The 14,509-nt window shown below is 70.3% G+C and carries 11 protein-coding genes; 7 read left to right on the top strand and 4 right to left on the bottom strand.

Features of this window, described 5'->3' with window-relative positions; genetic code table 11:
- Nucleotides 1-92 precede the first annotated feature (92 nt).
- From ilvA to OH809_RS16365, 3 genes are all read left to right on the top strand, one after another.
- A complete protein-coding gene (ilvA, locus tag OH809_RS16375; protein ID WP_406421690.1) occupies nt 93-1,322 on the top strand; it encodes a threonine ammonia-lyase in 1,230 nt (409 codons plus the stop codon).
- Nucleotides 1,323-1,415: 93 nt separating this feature from the next.
- The gene (locus tag OH809_RS16370) at nt 1,416-2,438 is read left to right on the top strand and encodes an ATP-binding cassette domain-containing protein (protein WP_406421691.1); all 1,023 of its coding nucleotides are present in this window, start codon (nt 1,416-1,418) and stop codon (nt 2,436-2,438) included.
- A complete protein-coding gene (locus OH809_RS16365) occupies nt 2,435-3,289 on the top strand; it encodes an ABC transporter permease (RefSeq protein ID WP_406421692.1) in 855 nt (284 codons plus the stop codon). Before OH809_RS16370 ends, OH809_RS16365 begins: the two co-directional genes overlap by 4 nt.
- Nucleotides 3,290-3,358: 69 nt before the next feature.
- Here OH809_RS16365 and greA read toward each other — a convergent pair whose 3' ends face one another.
- Nucleotides 3,359-3,856 carry a transcription elongation factor GreA gene (greA, locus tag OH809_RS16360; protein ID WP_406421693.1) on the bottom strand — a complete coding sequence of 166 codons (498 nt, stop codon included), beginning with the start codon at nt 3,854-3,856 and terminating at the stop codon, nt 3,359-3,361.
- Nucleotides 3,857-4,059: 203 nt separating this feature from the next.
- Nucleotides 4,060-4,476, bottom strand: coding sequence for a DUF4307 domain-containing protein (locus tag OH809_RS16355; protein ID WP_406421694.1), 417 nt, complete (start codon nt 4,474-4,476; stop codon nt 4,060-4,062).
- A 153-nt stretch (nt 4,477-4,629) separates the two neighbouring features.
- Here OH809_RS16355 and mca point away from each other — a divergent pair, with 153 nt between their 5' ends.
- Together mca and OH809_RS16345 are read left to right on the top strand one after the other, a co-directional pair.
- Nucleotides 4,630-5,511: a mycothiol conjugate amidase Mca gene (gene mca, locus OH809_RS16350; RefSeq protein WP_406421695.1), complete on the top strand. Its 882-nt coding sequence runs from the start codon at nt 4,630-4,632 to the stop codon at nt 5,509-5,511.
- Between the two features lies 1 nt (nt 5,512).
- Nucleotides 5,513-5,755, top strand: coding sequence for a hypothetical protein (locus tag OH809_RS16345; protein ID WP_406421696.1), 243 nt, complete (start codon nt 5,513-5,515; stop codon nt 5,753-5,755).
- 99 nt (nt 5,756-5,854) lie between these two features.
- On the opposite strand, the gene OH809_RS16340 is transcribed toward OH809_RS16345, so the two are convergent.
- Nucleotides 5,855-9,112, bottom strand: a complete 3,258-nt coding sequence (locus OH809_RS16340; RefSeq protein WP_406421697.1) for a tetratricopeptide repeat protein — start codon at nt 9,110-9,112, stop codon at nt 5,855-5,857.
- Between the two features lie 155 nt (nt 9,113-9,267).
- On the opposite strand from OH809_RS16340, the gene OH809_RS16335 reads away from it, so the two are divergent.
- Complete coding sequence (locus OH809_RS16335; protein WP_406515287.1) at nt 9,268-11,283, top strand: thioredoxin domain-containing protein; 2,016 nt, start codon at nt 9,268-9,270, stop codon at nt 11,281-11,283.
- 157 nt (nt 11,284-11,440) lie between these two features.
- Here the strand turns inward: OH809_RS16335 and trhA are convergent, their stop codons facing one another.
- Complete coding sequence (trhA, locus tag OH809_RS16330) at nt 11,441-12,154, bottom strand: PAQR family membrane homeostasis protein TrhA (protein ID WP_406515286.1); 714 nt, start codon at nt 12,152-12,154, stop codon at nt 11,441-11,443.
- Nucleotides 12,155-12,349: 195 nt separating this feature from the next.
- On the opposite strand from trhA, the gene OH809_RS16325 reads away from it, so the two are divergent.
- Nucleotides 12,350-14,185 carry a phosphoenolpyruvate carboxykinase (GTP) gene (locus tag OH809_RS16325; protein WP_406515285.1) on the top strand — a complete coding sequence of 612 codons (1,836 nt, stop codon included), beginning with the start codon at nt 12,350-12,352 and terminating at the stop codon, nt 14,183-14,185.
- The last annotated feature ends 324 nt before the right edge of the window (nt 14,186-14,509 follow it).

Genomic DNA, 14,509 nt, shown 5'->3' with positions numbered 1-14,509 from the left:
CGTGTACCAGTGCTGCACAAACCTGCGAACATCGACGCAGGACGGCACCAGCACGGCGGCCGGCCCCGCGTCCAGCTGCGAGACTTGCGGTTATGAACTTCCGTACGCCACACCCGTTTCCCCCAGTGATCCTCGACGACGTCCGCGGCGCACGGAAGATGCTCTCCGGCGTGGCCCGGATGACCCCGATGGAGGGCAGCCGTCACCTGTCCGGGCTGGTCGGCGCGCCGGTCCACTTCAAGTGCGAGAACCTGCAGCGGACCGGCTCGTTCAAGTTGCGCGGCGCGTACGTGCGGATCGCCGGCCTCTCCCCGGTCGAGCGCGCCGCCGGGGTCGTCGCCGCAAGCGCCGGAAACCATGCGCAGGGTGTCGCACTCGCGTCTGCGCTGCTCGGCGTACGCTCAACGGTCTTCATGCCGGTCGGGGCGCCGCTGCCGAAGGTCGCCGCGACCCGCGAGTACGGCGCCGAGGTCCGGCTGCACGGCCACGTCGTCGACGAGACCCTCGCCGCCGCCGAGGAGTACGCCCAGGAGACCGGCGCGGTCTTCATCCACCCCTTCGACCACCCGGACATCATCGCCGGACAGGGCACCGTGGGCCTGGAGATCCTCGAACAGTGCCCGGAGGTCCGCACCATCGTCGTCGGGATCGGCGGCGGCGGACTCGCCGCGGGCATCGCCGTGGCCGTGAAGGCGATCCGGCCCGACGTGCGGATCGTCGGAGTCCAGGCGGCGGGCGCCGCCTGCTACCCGCCGTCGCTCGCCGCCGGCTACCCGGTGGCGATCGGCTCGCTCCAGACGATGGCGGACGGCATCAAGGTGGGGCGCCCCGGCGACGTACCGTTCGGGCTCGTCCAGGAACTGGTCGACGAGGTCCGTACGGTCTCCGAGGCCGAACTCTCCAGTGCGCTGCTGCTCTGCCTGGAGCGGGCGAAGCTGGTCGTCGAACCGGCGGGGGCGAGCCCGGTGGCGGCGCTGCTGAGCGACCCGGAGTCGTTCCGCGGACCGGTCGTCGCCGTGCTGTCGGGCGGCAATGTCGACCCGCTGCTGATGCAGCGCATCCTCACCCACGGCATGGCGACCGCGGGCCGCTATCTCAGCCTGCGGGTCCGGCTCACGGACCGTCCGGGTGCACTGGCCACGCTGCTCTCCGTGCTGACCGTCGCCGACGCCAACATCCTCGACATCGGCCATGTGCGGACCGATCCGCGGCTCGGACTCACCGAGGCGGAGGTCGACCTGCATCTGGAGACCAAGGGCCCCGAGCACTGCGAGGAGGTCACCGCGGAGCTGCGCGGCGCGGGTTACCTGGTGACGGACTGACACGCCGTCAGGTTTGTTATTTGCCGGGCGGGGAGAGGCGCACAAACCTAGGATCTGTCGAGGAAGCCAACAAACGCTCTGGGGGAATCCCGTATGCCAGGCGCCATCTACGCCGAAGGTCTGGTGAAGACCTTCGGCGATGTACGAGCACTCGGCGGTGTTGATCTCGACGTGCCGGAGGGCACGGTCCTGGGCCTCCTCGGTCCCAACGGCGCAGGCAAGACGACTGCCGTCCGTGTCCTCACGACGCTGCTCAGACCCGACAGCGGCCGGGCCGTCGTGGCAGGCATCGACGTGCTGAAGAAACCCAACGAGGTACGCCGCTCGATCGGCCTCTCCGGCCAGTTCGCCGCGGTCGACGAGTATCTGACCGGCCGCGAGAACCTGCAGATGGTCGGTCAGCTCTACCAGATGAGCGGGCGCGACGCGAAGGCCCGCGCGGTGCAGCTGCTGGAGCGGTTCAACCTCGCCGATGCGGCCGACCGCCCCACGAAGACGTACTCCGGCGGCATGCGCCGCCGCCTCGACCTGGCGGCGGCGCTCGTCGTCTCCCCGCCGGTGATGTTCATGGACGAGCCGACGACCGGACTCGACCCGCGCAACCGGCAGCAGCTGTGGGAGGTCATCGAGGAGCTCGTCGCAGGCGGCACGACGCTGCTGCTGACCACGCAGTATCTGGAGGAGGCCGACCACCTGGCGCATGACATCTGCGTCATCGATCACGGCCTCGTCATCGCCCGCGGCACCTCCGACGAACTGAAGGCCAGGACCGGCGGCGAGCGCGTCGAGGTCGTCGTCCACCACCCCGACCAGATCGATCCGGCCCGCGCCGTCCTTGCCACCCTCGGCAAGGGCGAGGTCACCGTCGCCCGGCACACCCGCAAACTGACGGTCCCGGTCTTCGGCGGCGCCAAGCTGCTCGCCGAGATCATCCGTGATCTCGACACCCGCGGGGTCGAGATCGACGACATCGGACTGCGCCGCCCGACCCTCGACGACGTGTTCCTCTCGCTCACCGGCCATGTCGCCGAGGCACCGGAGACCGACGAGAACGGGACGGTCCCGGGTCCCGCCGCTCAGACCGGCACGAAGGCCGGACAGGAGGTCAGGAAGTGACTGCCACGACGGACACGCCGCACCTCGCGGCAGCCCCCAGGGCGGGCGGCGGCATCGGCGGGTCGGTCCGCGACTCCCTCGTCGTCGCCAAGCGGAATCTGATCCGGATGACCCGGATCCCGGAGATGGTGATCTTCGGGCTGATCCAGCCGATCATGTTCGTGGTGCTGTTCAGCTACGTCTTCGGCGGCTCCATGATGATCGGCGGTTCCACCAGCCCCAGCGACTACCGCAACTTCCTGATGGCGGGCATCTTCGCGCAGACCGTGACGTTCGCCACCGCGGGCGCCGGCGCGGGCATCGCGGACGACATGCACAAGGGCCTCATCGACCGGTTCCGCTCGCTGCCGATGGCGCGCGGCGCGGTCCTCACCGGCCGTACGCTCGCCGACCTCGTCCAGACGACGCTCACCCTGGTCGTTCTCGCGGTCGTCGCCCTGCTGGTCGGCTGGCGCACCGATGAGAACGTCGGCAAGGTGCTCGGCGGCTTCGCGCTGCTGCTCCTGCTGGGGTACGCCTTCTCCTGGATCGGGGCGCTGATCGGTCTGTCGGTCCGCACCCCCGAGGCGGCCACGTCGGGCGGTCTCATCTGGCTCTTCCCGGTCACGTTCATCTCGAACGCCTTCGTGCCCACCGAGAACATGGCGAGCTGGCTCCAGCCGGTCGCCGAATGGAACCCGTTCAGCGCGACCGTCCAGGCCTGCCGCGAACTCTTCGGGAACCCGGGCGTCTCCCCGTCCGGTGCCTGGCCGATGCAGCATCCCGTCTGGGCCTCGCTGATCTGGTCCGTGCTGATCATCGTGGTCTTCCGGACCCTCGCGGTCCGCAAGTACCGTTCGGCGACCGCCTGAGGAACACCAGGAAGCCCCGGCCGTCGGCGGCCGGGGCTTCCTGGTGTTCTGCCGTGTCCGGTGGCCGGCTCAGCCCGAGTAGGGCTTCGCCGCGAGGATCCTCACCGAGGCCCGCTTGCCGTTCGGCAGCTCGTACTCGGCGTCCTCGCCCATCTTCTTGCCGTTCACGCCGGTACCGAGCGGAGACTGCGGAGAGTACGTCTCGATGTCCGCGCTCGCGTACTCGCGCGAGGCGAGCAGGAACGTCAAGGTGTCGTCGGGGTCACCGTCGAACGCGATGGTGACGACCATGCCGGGCTCGACCACGCCGTCGTCGGCGGGGGCCTCGCCGACCTTCGCATGCTCCAGGAGCTGGGTGAGCTGGCGCACCCGCAACTCCATCTTGCCCTGCTCCTCCTTGGCCGCGTGGTACCCGCCGTTCTCCCGGAGGTCACCCTCCTCGCGGGCCGCCGCGATCTTGACGGCGATCTCCGTGCGCGCGGGACCAGACAGGTGCTCCAGCTCGGCCTTGAGCTGGTTGTACGCCTCCTGCGTGAGCCAGGTGACGTTTTCGCTGGTCTGGGTCACAGGTGCTCCTAGTCGGTACTGGATATTCAAGCGTGGGTACTGGGAATACAAAGCATCGCCCTACCCAGAAGCATGTGCCTCCACGGGTGGGCGAAACCACGAGCCTAACAATTCCCCAGGAAAAGGGGGAGAAGGTAAAGCGCTATGACCGCGCCAACGCAGGTCAGCCGCGATAATCGCAGGTCAGGACCGGTCCGTGCCGGTCAGTTCGACGACCCGCCGTCAACCGTGCAGCCCAGCAGCTCGACGCTGGTCGCCCGCGAGGTCGTACGCAGCGTGACGATCCGGTCGATCCGGTCGGAACGGTCGTCGAAACGGATGTCCTTCCGGGCCACGTCGCTGCCGTCCACCTGCTGGGAGCGGAGGGTGCAGTACCCCTTCGCGTCCCGGTCCTTGCGCACCTCGAGGTGGATGTCGACCCGGTCGTCCGAAGCGATCCTGAACTTGATCACCTCGGCGCTGATGCCCTGGCCGGCCACGTAGTCGTAACCGATCCAGCCGAGCACGCCGAGCAGCGCCACGCCCAGCACCGAGCCGATGATCTTGAGCTTGCGGTCCGCGCGCTCGTCCGCGGAGCGCCCGTAGCGGCCCTCCGGAAGTGCTTCACGCACCGCAGTCATGATCGTTCCTCTCTTACCGGGGATCGAGGAATTTTCCGCCCCCCGGTTCGGTCACTATAGAAGCCGCCCACCCGCCACCCGACCGCCGCCCCACACCGACGTCCCTCCGGGACGGCGCCACTCGACGGCGGCCGAATCACTGAGGATCGAGTCTTGACTGAGCAGCTTCGACTGATGGCCGTCCACGCCCACCCCGACGACGAGTCGAGCAAAGGCGCGGCCACCATGGCCAAGTATGTGTCCGAGGGGGTGGACGTGCTGGTGGTGACCTGCACGGGAGGCGAACGCGGCTCCATCCTCAACCCGAAACTCCAGGGCGACGCGTACATCGAGGAGCACATCCACGAGGTACGGAAGAAGGAGATGGACGAGGCCCGGGAGATCCTGGGCGTCAGGCAGGAGTGGCTCGGCTTCGTCGACTCGGGGCTGCCCGAGGGCGACCCGCTGCCCCCGCTTCCCGAGGGCTGCTTCGCGCTGGAGGACGAGGAGAAGGCGGCAGGGCGTCTCGTCCGCTCCATCCGCGCGTTCCGGCCGCAGGTCATCACCACGTACGACGAGAACGGCGGCTACCCGCACCCCGACCACATCATGACCCACACGATCACGATGATCGCGTTCGAGGGTGCCACGGACACCGAGACGTTCCCCGAGATCGAGTTCGGCCCCGCGTGGCAGCCGCAGAAGCTCTACTACAACCAGGGCTTCAACCGTCCGCGTACGGTGGCGCTGCACGAGGCGCTGCTCGCCCGCGGCCTGGAGTCGCCGTACGGCGAGTGGCTGGAGCGCTGGAAGGAGTTCGAGCGCGTCGAGCGGACGCTGACCACGCACGTTCCGTGCGCGGAGTTCTTCGAGACCCGGGACAGGGCGCTGATCGCGCACGCCACGCAGATCGATCCGGACGGCGGCTGGTTCCGGGTGCCGATGGACATCCAGCGGGAGGTCTGGCCGACCGAGGAGTACGAGCTGGCGAAGTCTCTCGTCGATACCTCCCTCCCCGAGAGCGACCTCTTCGCGGGCATCCGCGACAATGCCTGATATGTACGCGACCCAGGCACTGACCCACGTCGTTCCTCTCGCCCAGGAATTCGACAAGAACAAGGTGACACCCGGCGTCCTCGGCTTCCTCGTCTTCGCGGCGCTCGCGGTGGGCGTGTGGCTGCTGATGAAGTCCATGAACCGGCACATGGGCAAGGTGAACTTCGAGGAGGCGCCGGACCCGGATGCGGGGACGTCTGGCGACGCCGAGGTGGCGGGGGCCGGGTCCGCGAAGGGGAAGTAGCGGGTTCCGGCGCAACCCGTTGCCGCTTCGTCCTCAATCGCCGGACGGGCTTGATTGTGCCCGCCCGGCGATTGACGACAACCGGTCAACGACGCCCCGTCACGGCCTCGCCCCCACCGGCACGCCCATGATTTCCCGGGCATGCCGGGTCGGGGTCATGCCCAGGCGCCAGGCCTGCCAGCCGTCCTCCAGGTCGATCCCGCGGTTCAGGACCACGGTGAACGCCTCCGCGCAGTCCTCCAGCTTGCTGTCGCGGTTCGGGTGGCCGGCCCGGAGCAGGTCGGCGAGTTCCTGCTGGGCCACCACGGTGCCCACCTCCGTGCCGCCCGCCGACGCGTACGGCAGCAGAGTGCAGCGCAGGAAGCGGGCCCAGTCGGCGCCCCGGGTGTCGCCGTACGAGTCGAACAGGTCCACCGCCTCGTCGCACAGCACGAGCGCCTGGGCGGCCCGGTTGTTCCCCGCGTCGACCAGGGCCAGTTCCAGACACGTCCACGCCTCGCCGTGGGCGACGCCGATGCGCCGGAAGTCGGCCCGGGCGTCGGCCAGGAGCTGACGGGCGAAACCCGAGTTGCGCAGATTGCCGGTCCGGGCGGCCCGCTGGTCGCGGGTGACCCGGCCCGAGTGGTGCCGGGCACACGCCAGCCCGTAGACGTCCCGCATCCGCGAGAACATCGTGCGCGACCGCTCCAGCTCCCGCACCGCCCGGTCGGTGTCGCCCGCCTCCTCCAGCGCCTGGCCCAGGTAGTACAGCGTCCACGCCTCACCGCGCGCGTCCTCGTTGTCACGGTGGCGGGAGAGCGCCCGGCGCAACTTGTCGACCGCCGGGTCCGGGTCGCCGTCGAGCAGCCGGGCGCGGGCCAACTGGGTCAGCGCCCACGCCTCGCCGCGCTCGTCACGGGTGCGGCCGTACAGGTCCAGGGCCGTACGCAGCGTCTCCTCGGCCCCGGGCACATCGCCCATCCGCAGCAGCACCTGGCCCAGCTGGAACTGCGTCCACGCCTCGCCGTGCAGCGACTCGCCCTCCCGGTGCAGGGTCAGTGCCGTGTCGAGGAGGGTCAGGGCCTCCGCCAGGTTCGCCCGGTCGCGCTCGACGGCGGCCAGGGCGTGCAGCGACCACGCCCGGTCCTCGGCCTGTCCGTCGGAGGACTGCAGGGCGATCGCCTCGCGCAGCCGCGCCGACGCGCCGGTGAGGTTGCCCTGGTGGTGCAGGGTGATGCCGAGCGAGCAGAGCGCCAGCGCCGTGCCCGCGTCGTTCTGCGCCTCGCGGTAGAGACCGACGACCGAGGACAGCGTGGTGCGGGCCTTGTCCAGCTCGCCGAGCTGCCGGGCCGCGATGCCCGTACGCCACTGGACCGACCGTTCCAGCAGCCCCTTGTCGACGGCCTGTGTCAGCTCACTGATCTCACCCAGGCGGTAGAGGTCGCCGCGCAGCAGGCAGTAGTCGCACAGTGCGCCCAGCAGGTCCAGCACGGCCCCCTGGTCGACGCCCTCCGCATGCCGCAGCGCGGAGGTGATGAAGCTCGACTCGTCGTCCAGCCAGTGCAGCGCCGCGTCGAGCGAACCGAACCCGTGCGAACCGAACTGCCCCGCCCGGGTGGACATCTTCCCGTCCACCATCCGGATCACCGCACCCGCGAGCTCCGCGTAGTTGTGGATCAGCCGCTCCTGCGCGGCGGTACGGTCCGCCGTCTCCTCCTCGTCGCGCAGCCGGGCCAGGGCGAAACCCCGTACGAGATCGTGCAGCCGGTAGCGCGTACCCCGCACATGGTCGAGCAGCCCGGCCCGGGACAGGGCCCTCAGCAGTGACTGCGCCTCCCGTTCCTCGGCGGACAGCAGTGCCGCGGCCGCCGCCGCGCCCAGGCTGGCGCGCCCGGCCAGCGCGAGCCGGCGCAGCAGCCTTCGCGCCTGCTCGGACTGGTCGGTGTAGCGCAGCCACAGAGCCCGCTCGACAGGGGCGACGGGACCGTACGCGGCGAGTTCGGTGGCCAGCGCCGTGCGGGTACGCGGCCCGAGCGAGGAACCCGCGACCCGCAGCGCCAGCGGCAGCCCACCGCACAGCTCGGCGATCGCGTCCGTCGACTGGGAGTCGTACGGTCCCTGGTCCTCCTCCTGCGCCGACACGCGCAGCAGCTCCTCCGCACCCGCCGCGTCCAGCGGGCCCACGGGCAGCTGATGCACCCACGCCGGAATGTCGGCAGGCAGGTCGAGAGGGGCGCGGGCGGTGACGAGAACCAGGCTGTCGGAGCGCTCCGGTATGAGCGTACGGACCTGCGCCGGGTCGCCGGCGTCGTCGAGGACGATCGTCACGGGCGTACCGGTCAGATGCTGGTGGTAGAGCTCGCTGAGCCGTCGCACCTGCTGCTCGGCGGAGGACCTTCCCCGGGATCCCGACTTCGCTCTATCAGCGGAGACCCCATCCCGGAACAGCAGCTGTTCGCGCGGCGCGCCGAGCCGGTTCAGCAGGTGCAGCAGCGCGTCGCGGGTCGGCAGCGGGTTCTCGCCGGTGACATCGGAACGCAGATCCACCACGCACGCGCCCCGGAACTGGTCCTTCAGCTCGTGCGCCGCCCGCACCGCGAGTGCCGTGCGCCCGGAGCCGGGCGTGCCGTGCAGGACGACGACGGTCGGCCTGGTCTCCGTCGACGCGCGGGCCGCGTGCACCCACTGGGCGATCTGCGCCAGCTCGGCCCGGCGGCCGGCGAACGGGCCGTCGGGGGCGGGCAGATGCCCGAAGGACTGGTCGAGCAGCGACCGCCTGCGCGCCGCCGCACTGCGGTCACCGCCGCGCAGCTGCGGCACGACGGCGGCGGCCTTCTTCTTCGGCGTACGGGACGACGCGCTCAGCATCCGCTGCTGGTCCAGGAACGGGCGGATGCCCCGCACCTCCAGCGCCGCCAGCCACTGCAACCGCAGCTGTTCGGGCCCGCCGGGCTGGCCCGCCGCACCCGCGTGCCGGTGGGCGGCGGGCCAGTGCGAGGCGGTCACCTTGACGACGGTGGCCGCGGCGCCCGCGACGGCGACGACGGCGCCCGCCCCGAGCGCCGGCCCCGCCGCCGTACCGAACGCGAGATCGGCGCCGAACGCCGCCGCCGCGGCAACCCCCGTGACCAGCAGGGGAGTTCCCAGCGCCGCCTTGCTGAACTGCTGCGACAGGGGTTTCTGCCCGGCCTCCATCGCATCGAGCGCCTGCGTGTACGCGGCGTACTCCTCGGCCGCACCGGCCGCCAGCGAGTCGAGCGCCGCCCGCCCGCGCGCCGTCAGCGCACCGGCGTCGGTCCTGCCCCCTGAACGGCGTACTTCCTCCTCCACGGCGCGTACCAACAGCCGTTCGGCTTCAGCGCGGTGGCTGTCCCGCATGTCCGTCCCCCTCCGAGAGCTCTCTTCGGGACAAGTGTCCTGCGTGGGGCGGCTGAGCGCGAGAGAGCATGAGCGGCTACTGCAGAGGCATCCGATCCTGCGGCTTGAGGGCCAGGACATGGGATGGAGCGGGTCCATTCAGGCAGGATGGAGGTATGCCGAACCGCCTGGCCCATGAGACGTCTCCGTACCTTCTTCAGCACGCCGACAATCCGGTCGACTGGTGGCCTTGGTCGCCCGAGGCCTTTGACGAGGCGCGGGAGCGAGGCGTTCCGGTGGTGTTGAGCGTCGGATACTCAAGTTGCCATTGGTGCCATGTTTTCGCGGTCGAGAGCTTCGAGGACGAAGCGACCGCGGCATACATGAACGAGCACTTCGTCAACGTGAAGGTCGACCGCGAGGAGCGGCCCGACGTCGACGCCGTCTACATGGAGGCGGTGCAGGCGGCGACCGGTCAGGGCGGCTGGCCGATGACCGTCTTCCTGACCGCCGACGCCGAACCCTTCTACTTCGGTACGTACTTCCCGCCCGCGCCCCGTCACGGCATGCCGTCCTTCCGGCAGATCCTCGAAGGCGTCGTATCCGCCTGGACCGAACGCCCCGACGAGGTCGCCGAGGTCGCCGGGCGCATCGTGCACGATCTGGCGGGCCGTTCGCTGGCGCACGGCGGGGAGGGGCTGCCCGGCGAGCAGGACCTCGCGCAGGCGCTGCTCGGGCTGACCAGGGATTACGACGAGAAGTACGCGGGCTTCGGCGGCGCCCCGAAGTTCCCGCCGTCCATGACGATCGAGTTCCTGTTGCGCCACCACGCCCGCACCGGCGCCGAGGGGGCTCTCCAGATGGCCGCCGAGACCTGTGAGGCGATGGCCAGGGGCGGGATGTACGACCAGCTCGCCGGCGGCTTCGCCCGCTACTCGGTGGACCGGGCGTGGGTGACGCCGCACTTTGAAAAAATGCTTTACGATAACGCGCTGCTCTGCCGGGTATACGCCCATCTGTGGCGGGCGACGGGGTCCGAGCTGGCCCGCCGGGTCGCGCTGGAGACCGCCGACTTCATGGTGCGGGAGCTGCGGACGGCGGAGGGCGGGTTCGCCTCCGCGCTCGACGCGGACAGCGAGGACGGCGGCGGCAAGCACGTCGAGGGTGCGTACTACGTCTGGACACCCGCGCAGCTGCGCGAGGCGCTGGGAGAGCAGGACGCCACGTTCGCCGCGGAGTACTTCGGGGTGACCGAGGCGGGCACCTTCGAGGAGGGCGCGTCCGTGCTCCAGCTGCCGCGCACCGACGACGCGGTGGACCGGGACCGGGCCGCCGATGTGCGGGCCCGGCTGCTCGCGGCGCGCGAGGAGCGGGCGCGTCCCGGACGGGACGACAAGGTGGTGGCTGCCTGGAACGGTCTGGCGATCGCCGCGCTCGCCGAGACCGGGGCGTACTTCGACCGGCCCGACCTGATCGAACGCGCCACGGAGGCCGCGGACCTGCTGGTCCAGGTCCACATGGGCGACGATGCCCGGCTGTCCCGGACGTCCAGGGACGGCCGGGCGGGTGACAACGCCGGGGTCCTGGAGGACTACGGCGATGTCGCGGAGGGTTTCCTCGCGCTGGCCGCCGTCACCGGCGAGGGTGTCTGGCTGGAGTTCGCCGGCTTCCTGCTCGACATCGTGCTGCAGCACTTCACCGGCGAGGGCGGGCAGCTGTACGACACGGCGGACGACGCCGAACAGCTGATCCGCCGCCCGCAGGACCCCACCGACAGCGCGACTCCGGCGGGCTGGACGGCGGCTGCCGGAGCGCTGCTCTCGTACGCCGCGCACACCGGATCCGAGGCCCATCGGGCTGCTGCGGAAGGTGCGCTGGGGGTGGTGAAGGCGCTCGGGCCACGGGTTCCGCGGTTCATCGGGTGGGGTCTCGCGGTTGCCGAGGCGCTGCTCGACGGCCCGCGCGAGGTGGCGGTCGCCGGCCCGGTCGGCAGCGGACTGCACCGTACGGCACTGCTGGGGTGGGCGCCGGGGGCGGTGGTCGCGGCGGGCGAGACCGGTGGCGCGGAGTTTCCGCTGCTGGTGGACCGGCCGATGGTCGGCGGGGCGCCGACGGCGTACGTCTGCCGGCACTTTGTGTGCGACGCGCCGACCACGGACGCGGGGGAGCTGGCGCGGAAGCTCGGGGGGTGACCGGGGGCGCCCGGGGCGTGCCCGACCGGCGCTCCGTTTGTGGTCTGCGCCCATGGCCTCAAGAGCGGGGGGCGCACCCCTGGCGCCCCCCGAGGCGTCGGAGCGTCAGGCCGCGGCTCGGAAGCCGCGGCCCTTGAGGGGTGGGGGAGGGGGGCGCTCAGGCGTGGTTGTACGCCACCAGCGAGATGCCGACGTAATGCACGGTGAAGGCCGCCAGGGTCAGCGAGTGGAAGACCTCATGGAAGCCGAACCATCGCGGCGACGGGTTGGGTCGCTTGATCCCGTAGATGACGCCGCCCGCGCTGTAGAGCAGGCCGCCGACGACGACCAGGACCAGGACCGCGATCCCGCCGGTGCGCATGAAATCGGGCAGGAAGAAGACCGCCGCCCATCCCATCGCCAGGTAGCAGGGGGTGTACAGCCAGCGGGGGGCGCCGACCCAGAACACCCGGAAGGCGATGCCGGCCGCGGCTGCCGCCCAGACCGCCCACAGCAGCGGACGCCCGGTCGACTCCGGGAGCAGCAGCAGGGTCAGCGGCGTGTACGTGCCCGCGATGATCAGGAAGATGTTGGCGTGGTCCAGCCGGCGCAGCACCGCCTCGCCGCGCGGACCCCACGTGCCGCGGTGGTAGACCGCGCTCACGCCGAAGAGCAGGCATGCGGTCGCGATGTAGATGCTGCAGGCGATCCGGCCGCGGATGCTGTCCGTGAGCGCAATCAGAACAATCCCCGCGATCAGCACCGCGGGGAACATTCCGGCATGCAGCCAGCCGCGCATGCGCGGTTTCACCGGGTCCGGCGCCACCTCGGCCGGGCCCGGCTCGGCTGGTTCGACCTCGGCTGGTTCGGGCGCGGCGGCGGCAGCAGTCATGACCGCATGCTACCTACGCCACCGTAGGTTGCGAATGCGAGTGGCGATGCTCACGTGGGCGCCCCTCTGGACATATGGACGAATCGGTCGGATGATCAAATGAGTATGGTCGGCACCGGATGAGCGGCTACGAAGCATCCGGGTCGCAGCCCCCACGGGGCAACAGCCCAAAGACACCCTCAACAAGGAGCGATCGTGGCGCGCGACATCGCGGCTCCCCTCACTGTTCCCACCCGTCACCAGGAGCTCGCCTCCTGGGTGAACGAGATCGCAGCCATCACCGAGCCGGACCGCGTGGTCTGGTGCGACGGTTCCGAAGCCGAGTACGAGCGCCTGTGCGGGGAGCTCGTGGCCAAGGGCACGTTCACCAAGCTCGACGAGATCAAGCGCCCGAACTCGTACTACGCCGCCTCCGACCCGAGCGATGTCGCCCGCGTCGAGGACCGCACCTTCATCTGCTCCGAGAAGGAGGAGGACGCGGGCCCGACGAACCACTGGAAGGCCCCCGCCGAGATGCGGGAGATCTTCACCGGTGAGAAGGGTGTCTTCCGTGGCTCCATGCGCGGTCGCACGATGTACGTCGTTCCGTTCTGCATGGGCCCCGTCGGCTCCCCGCTCTCCGCGATCGGTGTCGAGATCACCGACTCCGCGTACGTCGCCGTCTCGATGCGCACCATGACGCGCATGGGCCAGGTCGTCCTCGACGAGCTCGGCACCGACGGCTTCTTCGTCAAGGCGGTCCACACGCTGGGTGCGCCCCTGGAGGAGGGCCAGGAGGACGTTCCGTGGCCGTGCAACTCCACCAAGTACATCTCGCACTTCCCCGAGGACCGCGAGATCTGGTCGTACGGCTCCGGCTACGGTGGCAACGCCCTTCTCGGCAAGAAGTGCTACGCGCTCCGCATCGCCTCGGTCATGGCCCGCGACGAGGGCTGGCTCGCCGAGCACATGCTGATCCTCAAGCTCACGCCGCCGCAGGGTGAGGCGAAGTACGTTGCCGCCGCGTTCCCGAGCGCCTGCGGCAAGACCAACCTCGCCATGCTGGAGCCCACGATCTCCGGCTGGACCGTCGAGACCATCGGCGACGACATCGCCTGGATGCGGTTCGGCGAGGACGGCCGTCTCTACGCGATCAACCCCGAGGCCGGATTCTTCGGAGTCGCGCCCGGCACCGGCGAGCACACCAACGCCAACGCCATGAAGACCATGTGGGGCAACTCCGTCTTCACGAACGTCGCGCTCACCGACGACGGCGACGTGTGGTGGGAGGGCATGACCGAGGAGCTCCCCGCGCACCTCACGGACTGGAAGGGCAACGACTGGACCCCCGAGTCCGGCACGCCCGCCGCCCACCCCAACGCCCGCTTCACCGTCCCGGCCGGCCAGTGCCCGATCATCGCGCCCGAGTGGGAGGACCCGAAGGGTGTGCCGATCTCGGCCATCCTCTTCGGCGGCCGCCGCGCCTCGGCCGTGCCGCTGGTCACCGAGTCCTTCGACTGGCAGCACGGTGTCTTCCTCGGTGCCAACGTGGCCTCCGAGAAGACCGCCGCCGCCGAGGGCAAGGTCGGCGAGCTGCGCCGCGACCCGTTCGCCATGCTGCCGTTCTGCGGCTACAACATGGGCGACTACATGAACCACTGGATCAAGGTCGGCAGCGACGCCGCGCGGGCAGGGAACCAGGCGAAGCTCCCGAAGATCTACTACGTGAACTGGTTCCGCAAGAACGACGCGGGCAAGTTCGTGTGGCCGGGCTTCGGCGAGAACAGCCGTGTTCTGAAGTGGATCGTCGAGCGCCTGGAGGGCAAGGCCGAGGGCGTCGAGACGCCGATCGGCATCCTGCCCGCCAAGGGCGCCCTGGACACCGAGGGCCTGGACCTCTCCGAGTCCGACCTGGACTTCCTGCTCACGGTCGACAAGGAGGTCTGGCGCGAGGAGGCGGCGCTGGTCCCCGAGCACCTCAACACCTTCGGTGACCACACGCCGAAGGAACTGTGGGACGAGTACCGCGCGCTGGTCCAGCGCCTGGGCTGACGCCCCCGGGGCGGCGCCTTCGAGGCGTCGCCCACCCGGGCGCACTCCTGAAGCGCGCCCTTGCGATCCCCGCGGCCAGGCCTTTCGACATCCGCCCTGACCTGTGGGGTCAACAGCCTGCCGCGGAACGGCCCCCGGAATCCCCTTACGGTTCCGGGGGTCGCCTTTTCCCGCCCCTTTATAGAGAGCGTCCGCGCATCGCCGTATGCTTGCGCACGAGATCTTCACATTGCTTCGATGTTCCTTCGCATTGCCTTCGGTCGAGCCGCCTTCCGGGATGGCCCTCAGCGACACCGGCGATGTCACCCCCGCCCTTCCGGCAGG

The organism is Streptomyces sp. NBC_00873 (assembly GCF_045207415.1).
Taxonomy (GTDB): Bacteria; Actinomycetota; Actinomycetes; order Streptomycetales; family Streptomycetaceae; genus Streptomyces.
The sequence above is the reverse complement of the archived record's forward strand: the minus strand, read 5'-3'. Positions and strand labels throughout refer to the sequence as shown.

What these genes read in the sequence shown, in the direction of transcription:
- ilvA (WP_406421690.1), top strand. Translation starts at nt 93, where the DNA reads ATGAACTTCCGTACGCCACACCCGTTTCCCCCAGTGATCCTCGACGAC.
- OH809_RS16370 (WP_406421691.1), top strand. Translation starts at nt 1,416, where the DNA reads ATGCCAGGCGCCATCTACGCCGAAGGTCTGGTGAAGACCTTCGGCGAT.
- OH809_RS16355 (WP_406421694.1), bottom strand. Translation starts at nt 4,476, where the DNA reads ATGACTGCGGTGCGTGAAGCACTTCCGGAGGGCCGCTACGGGCGCTCC.
- OH809_RS16345 (WP_406421696.1), top strand. Translation starts at nt 5,513, where the DNA reads ATGTACGCGACCCAGGCACTGACCCACGTCGTTCCTCTCGCCCAGGAA.
- OH809_RS16340 (WP_406421697.1), bottom strand. Translation starts at nt 9,112, where the DNA reads ATGCGGGACAGCCACCGCGCTGAAGCCGAACGGCTGTTGGTACGCGCC.
- OH809_RS16335 (WP_406515287.1), top strand. Translation starts at nt 9,268, where the DNA reads ATGCCGAACCGCCTGGCCCATGAGACGTCTCCGTACCTTCTTCAGCAC.
- trhA (WP_406515286.1), bottom strand. Translation starts at nt 12,154, where the DNA reads ATGACTGCTGCCGCCGCCGCGCCCGAACCAGCCGAGGTCGAACCAGCC.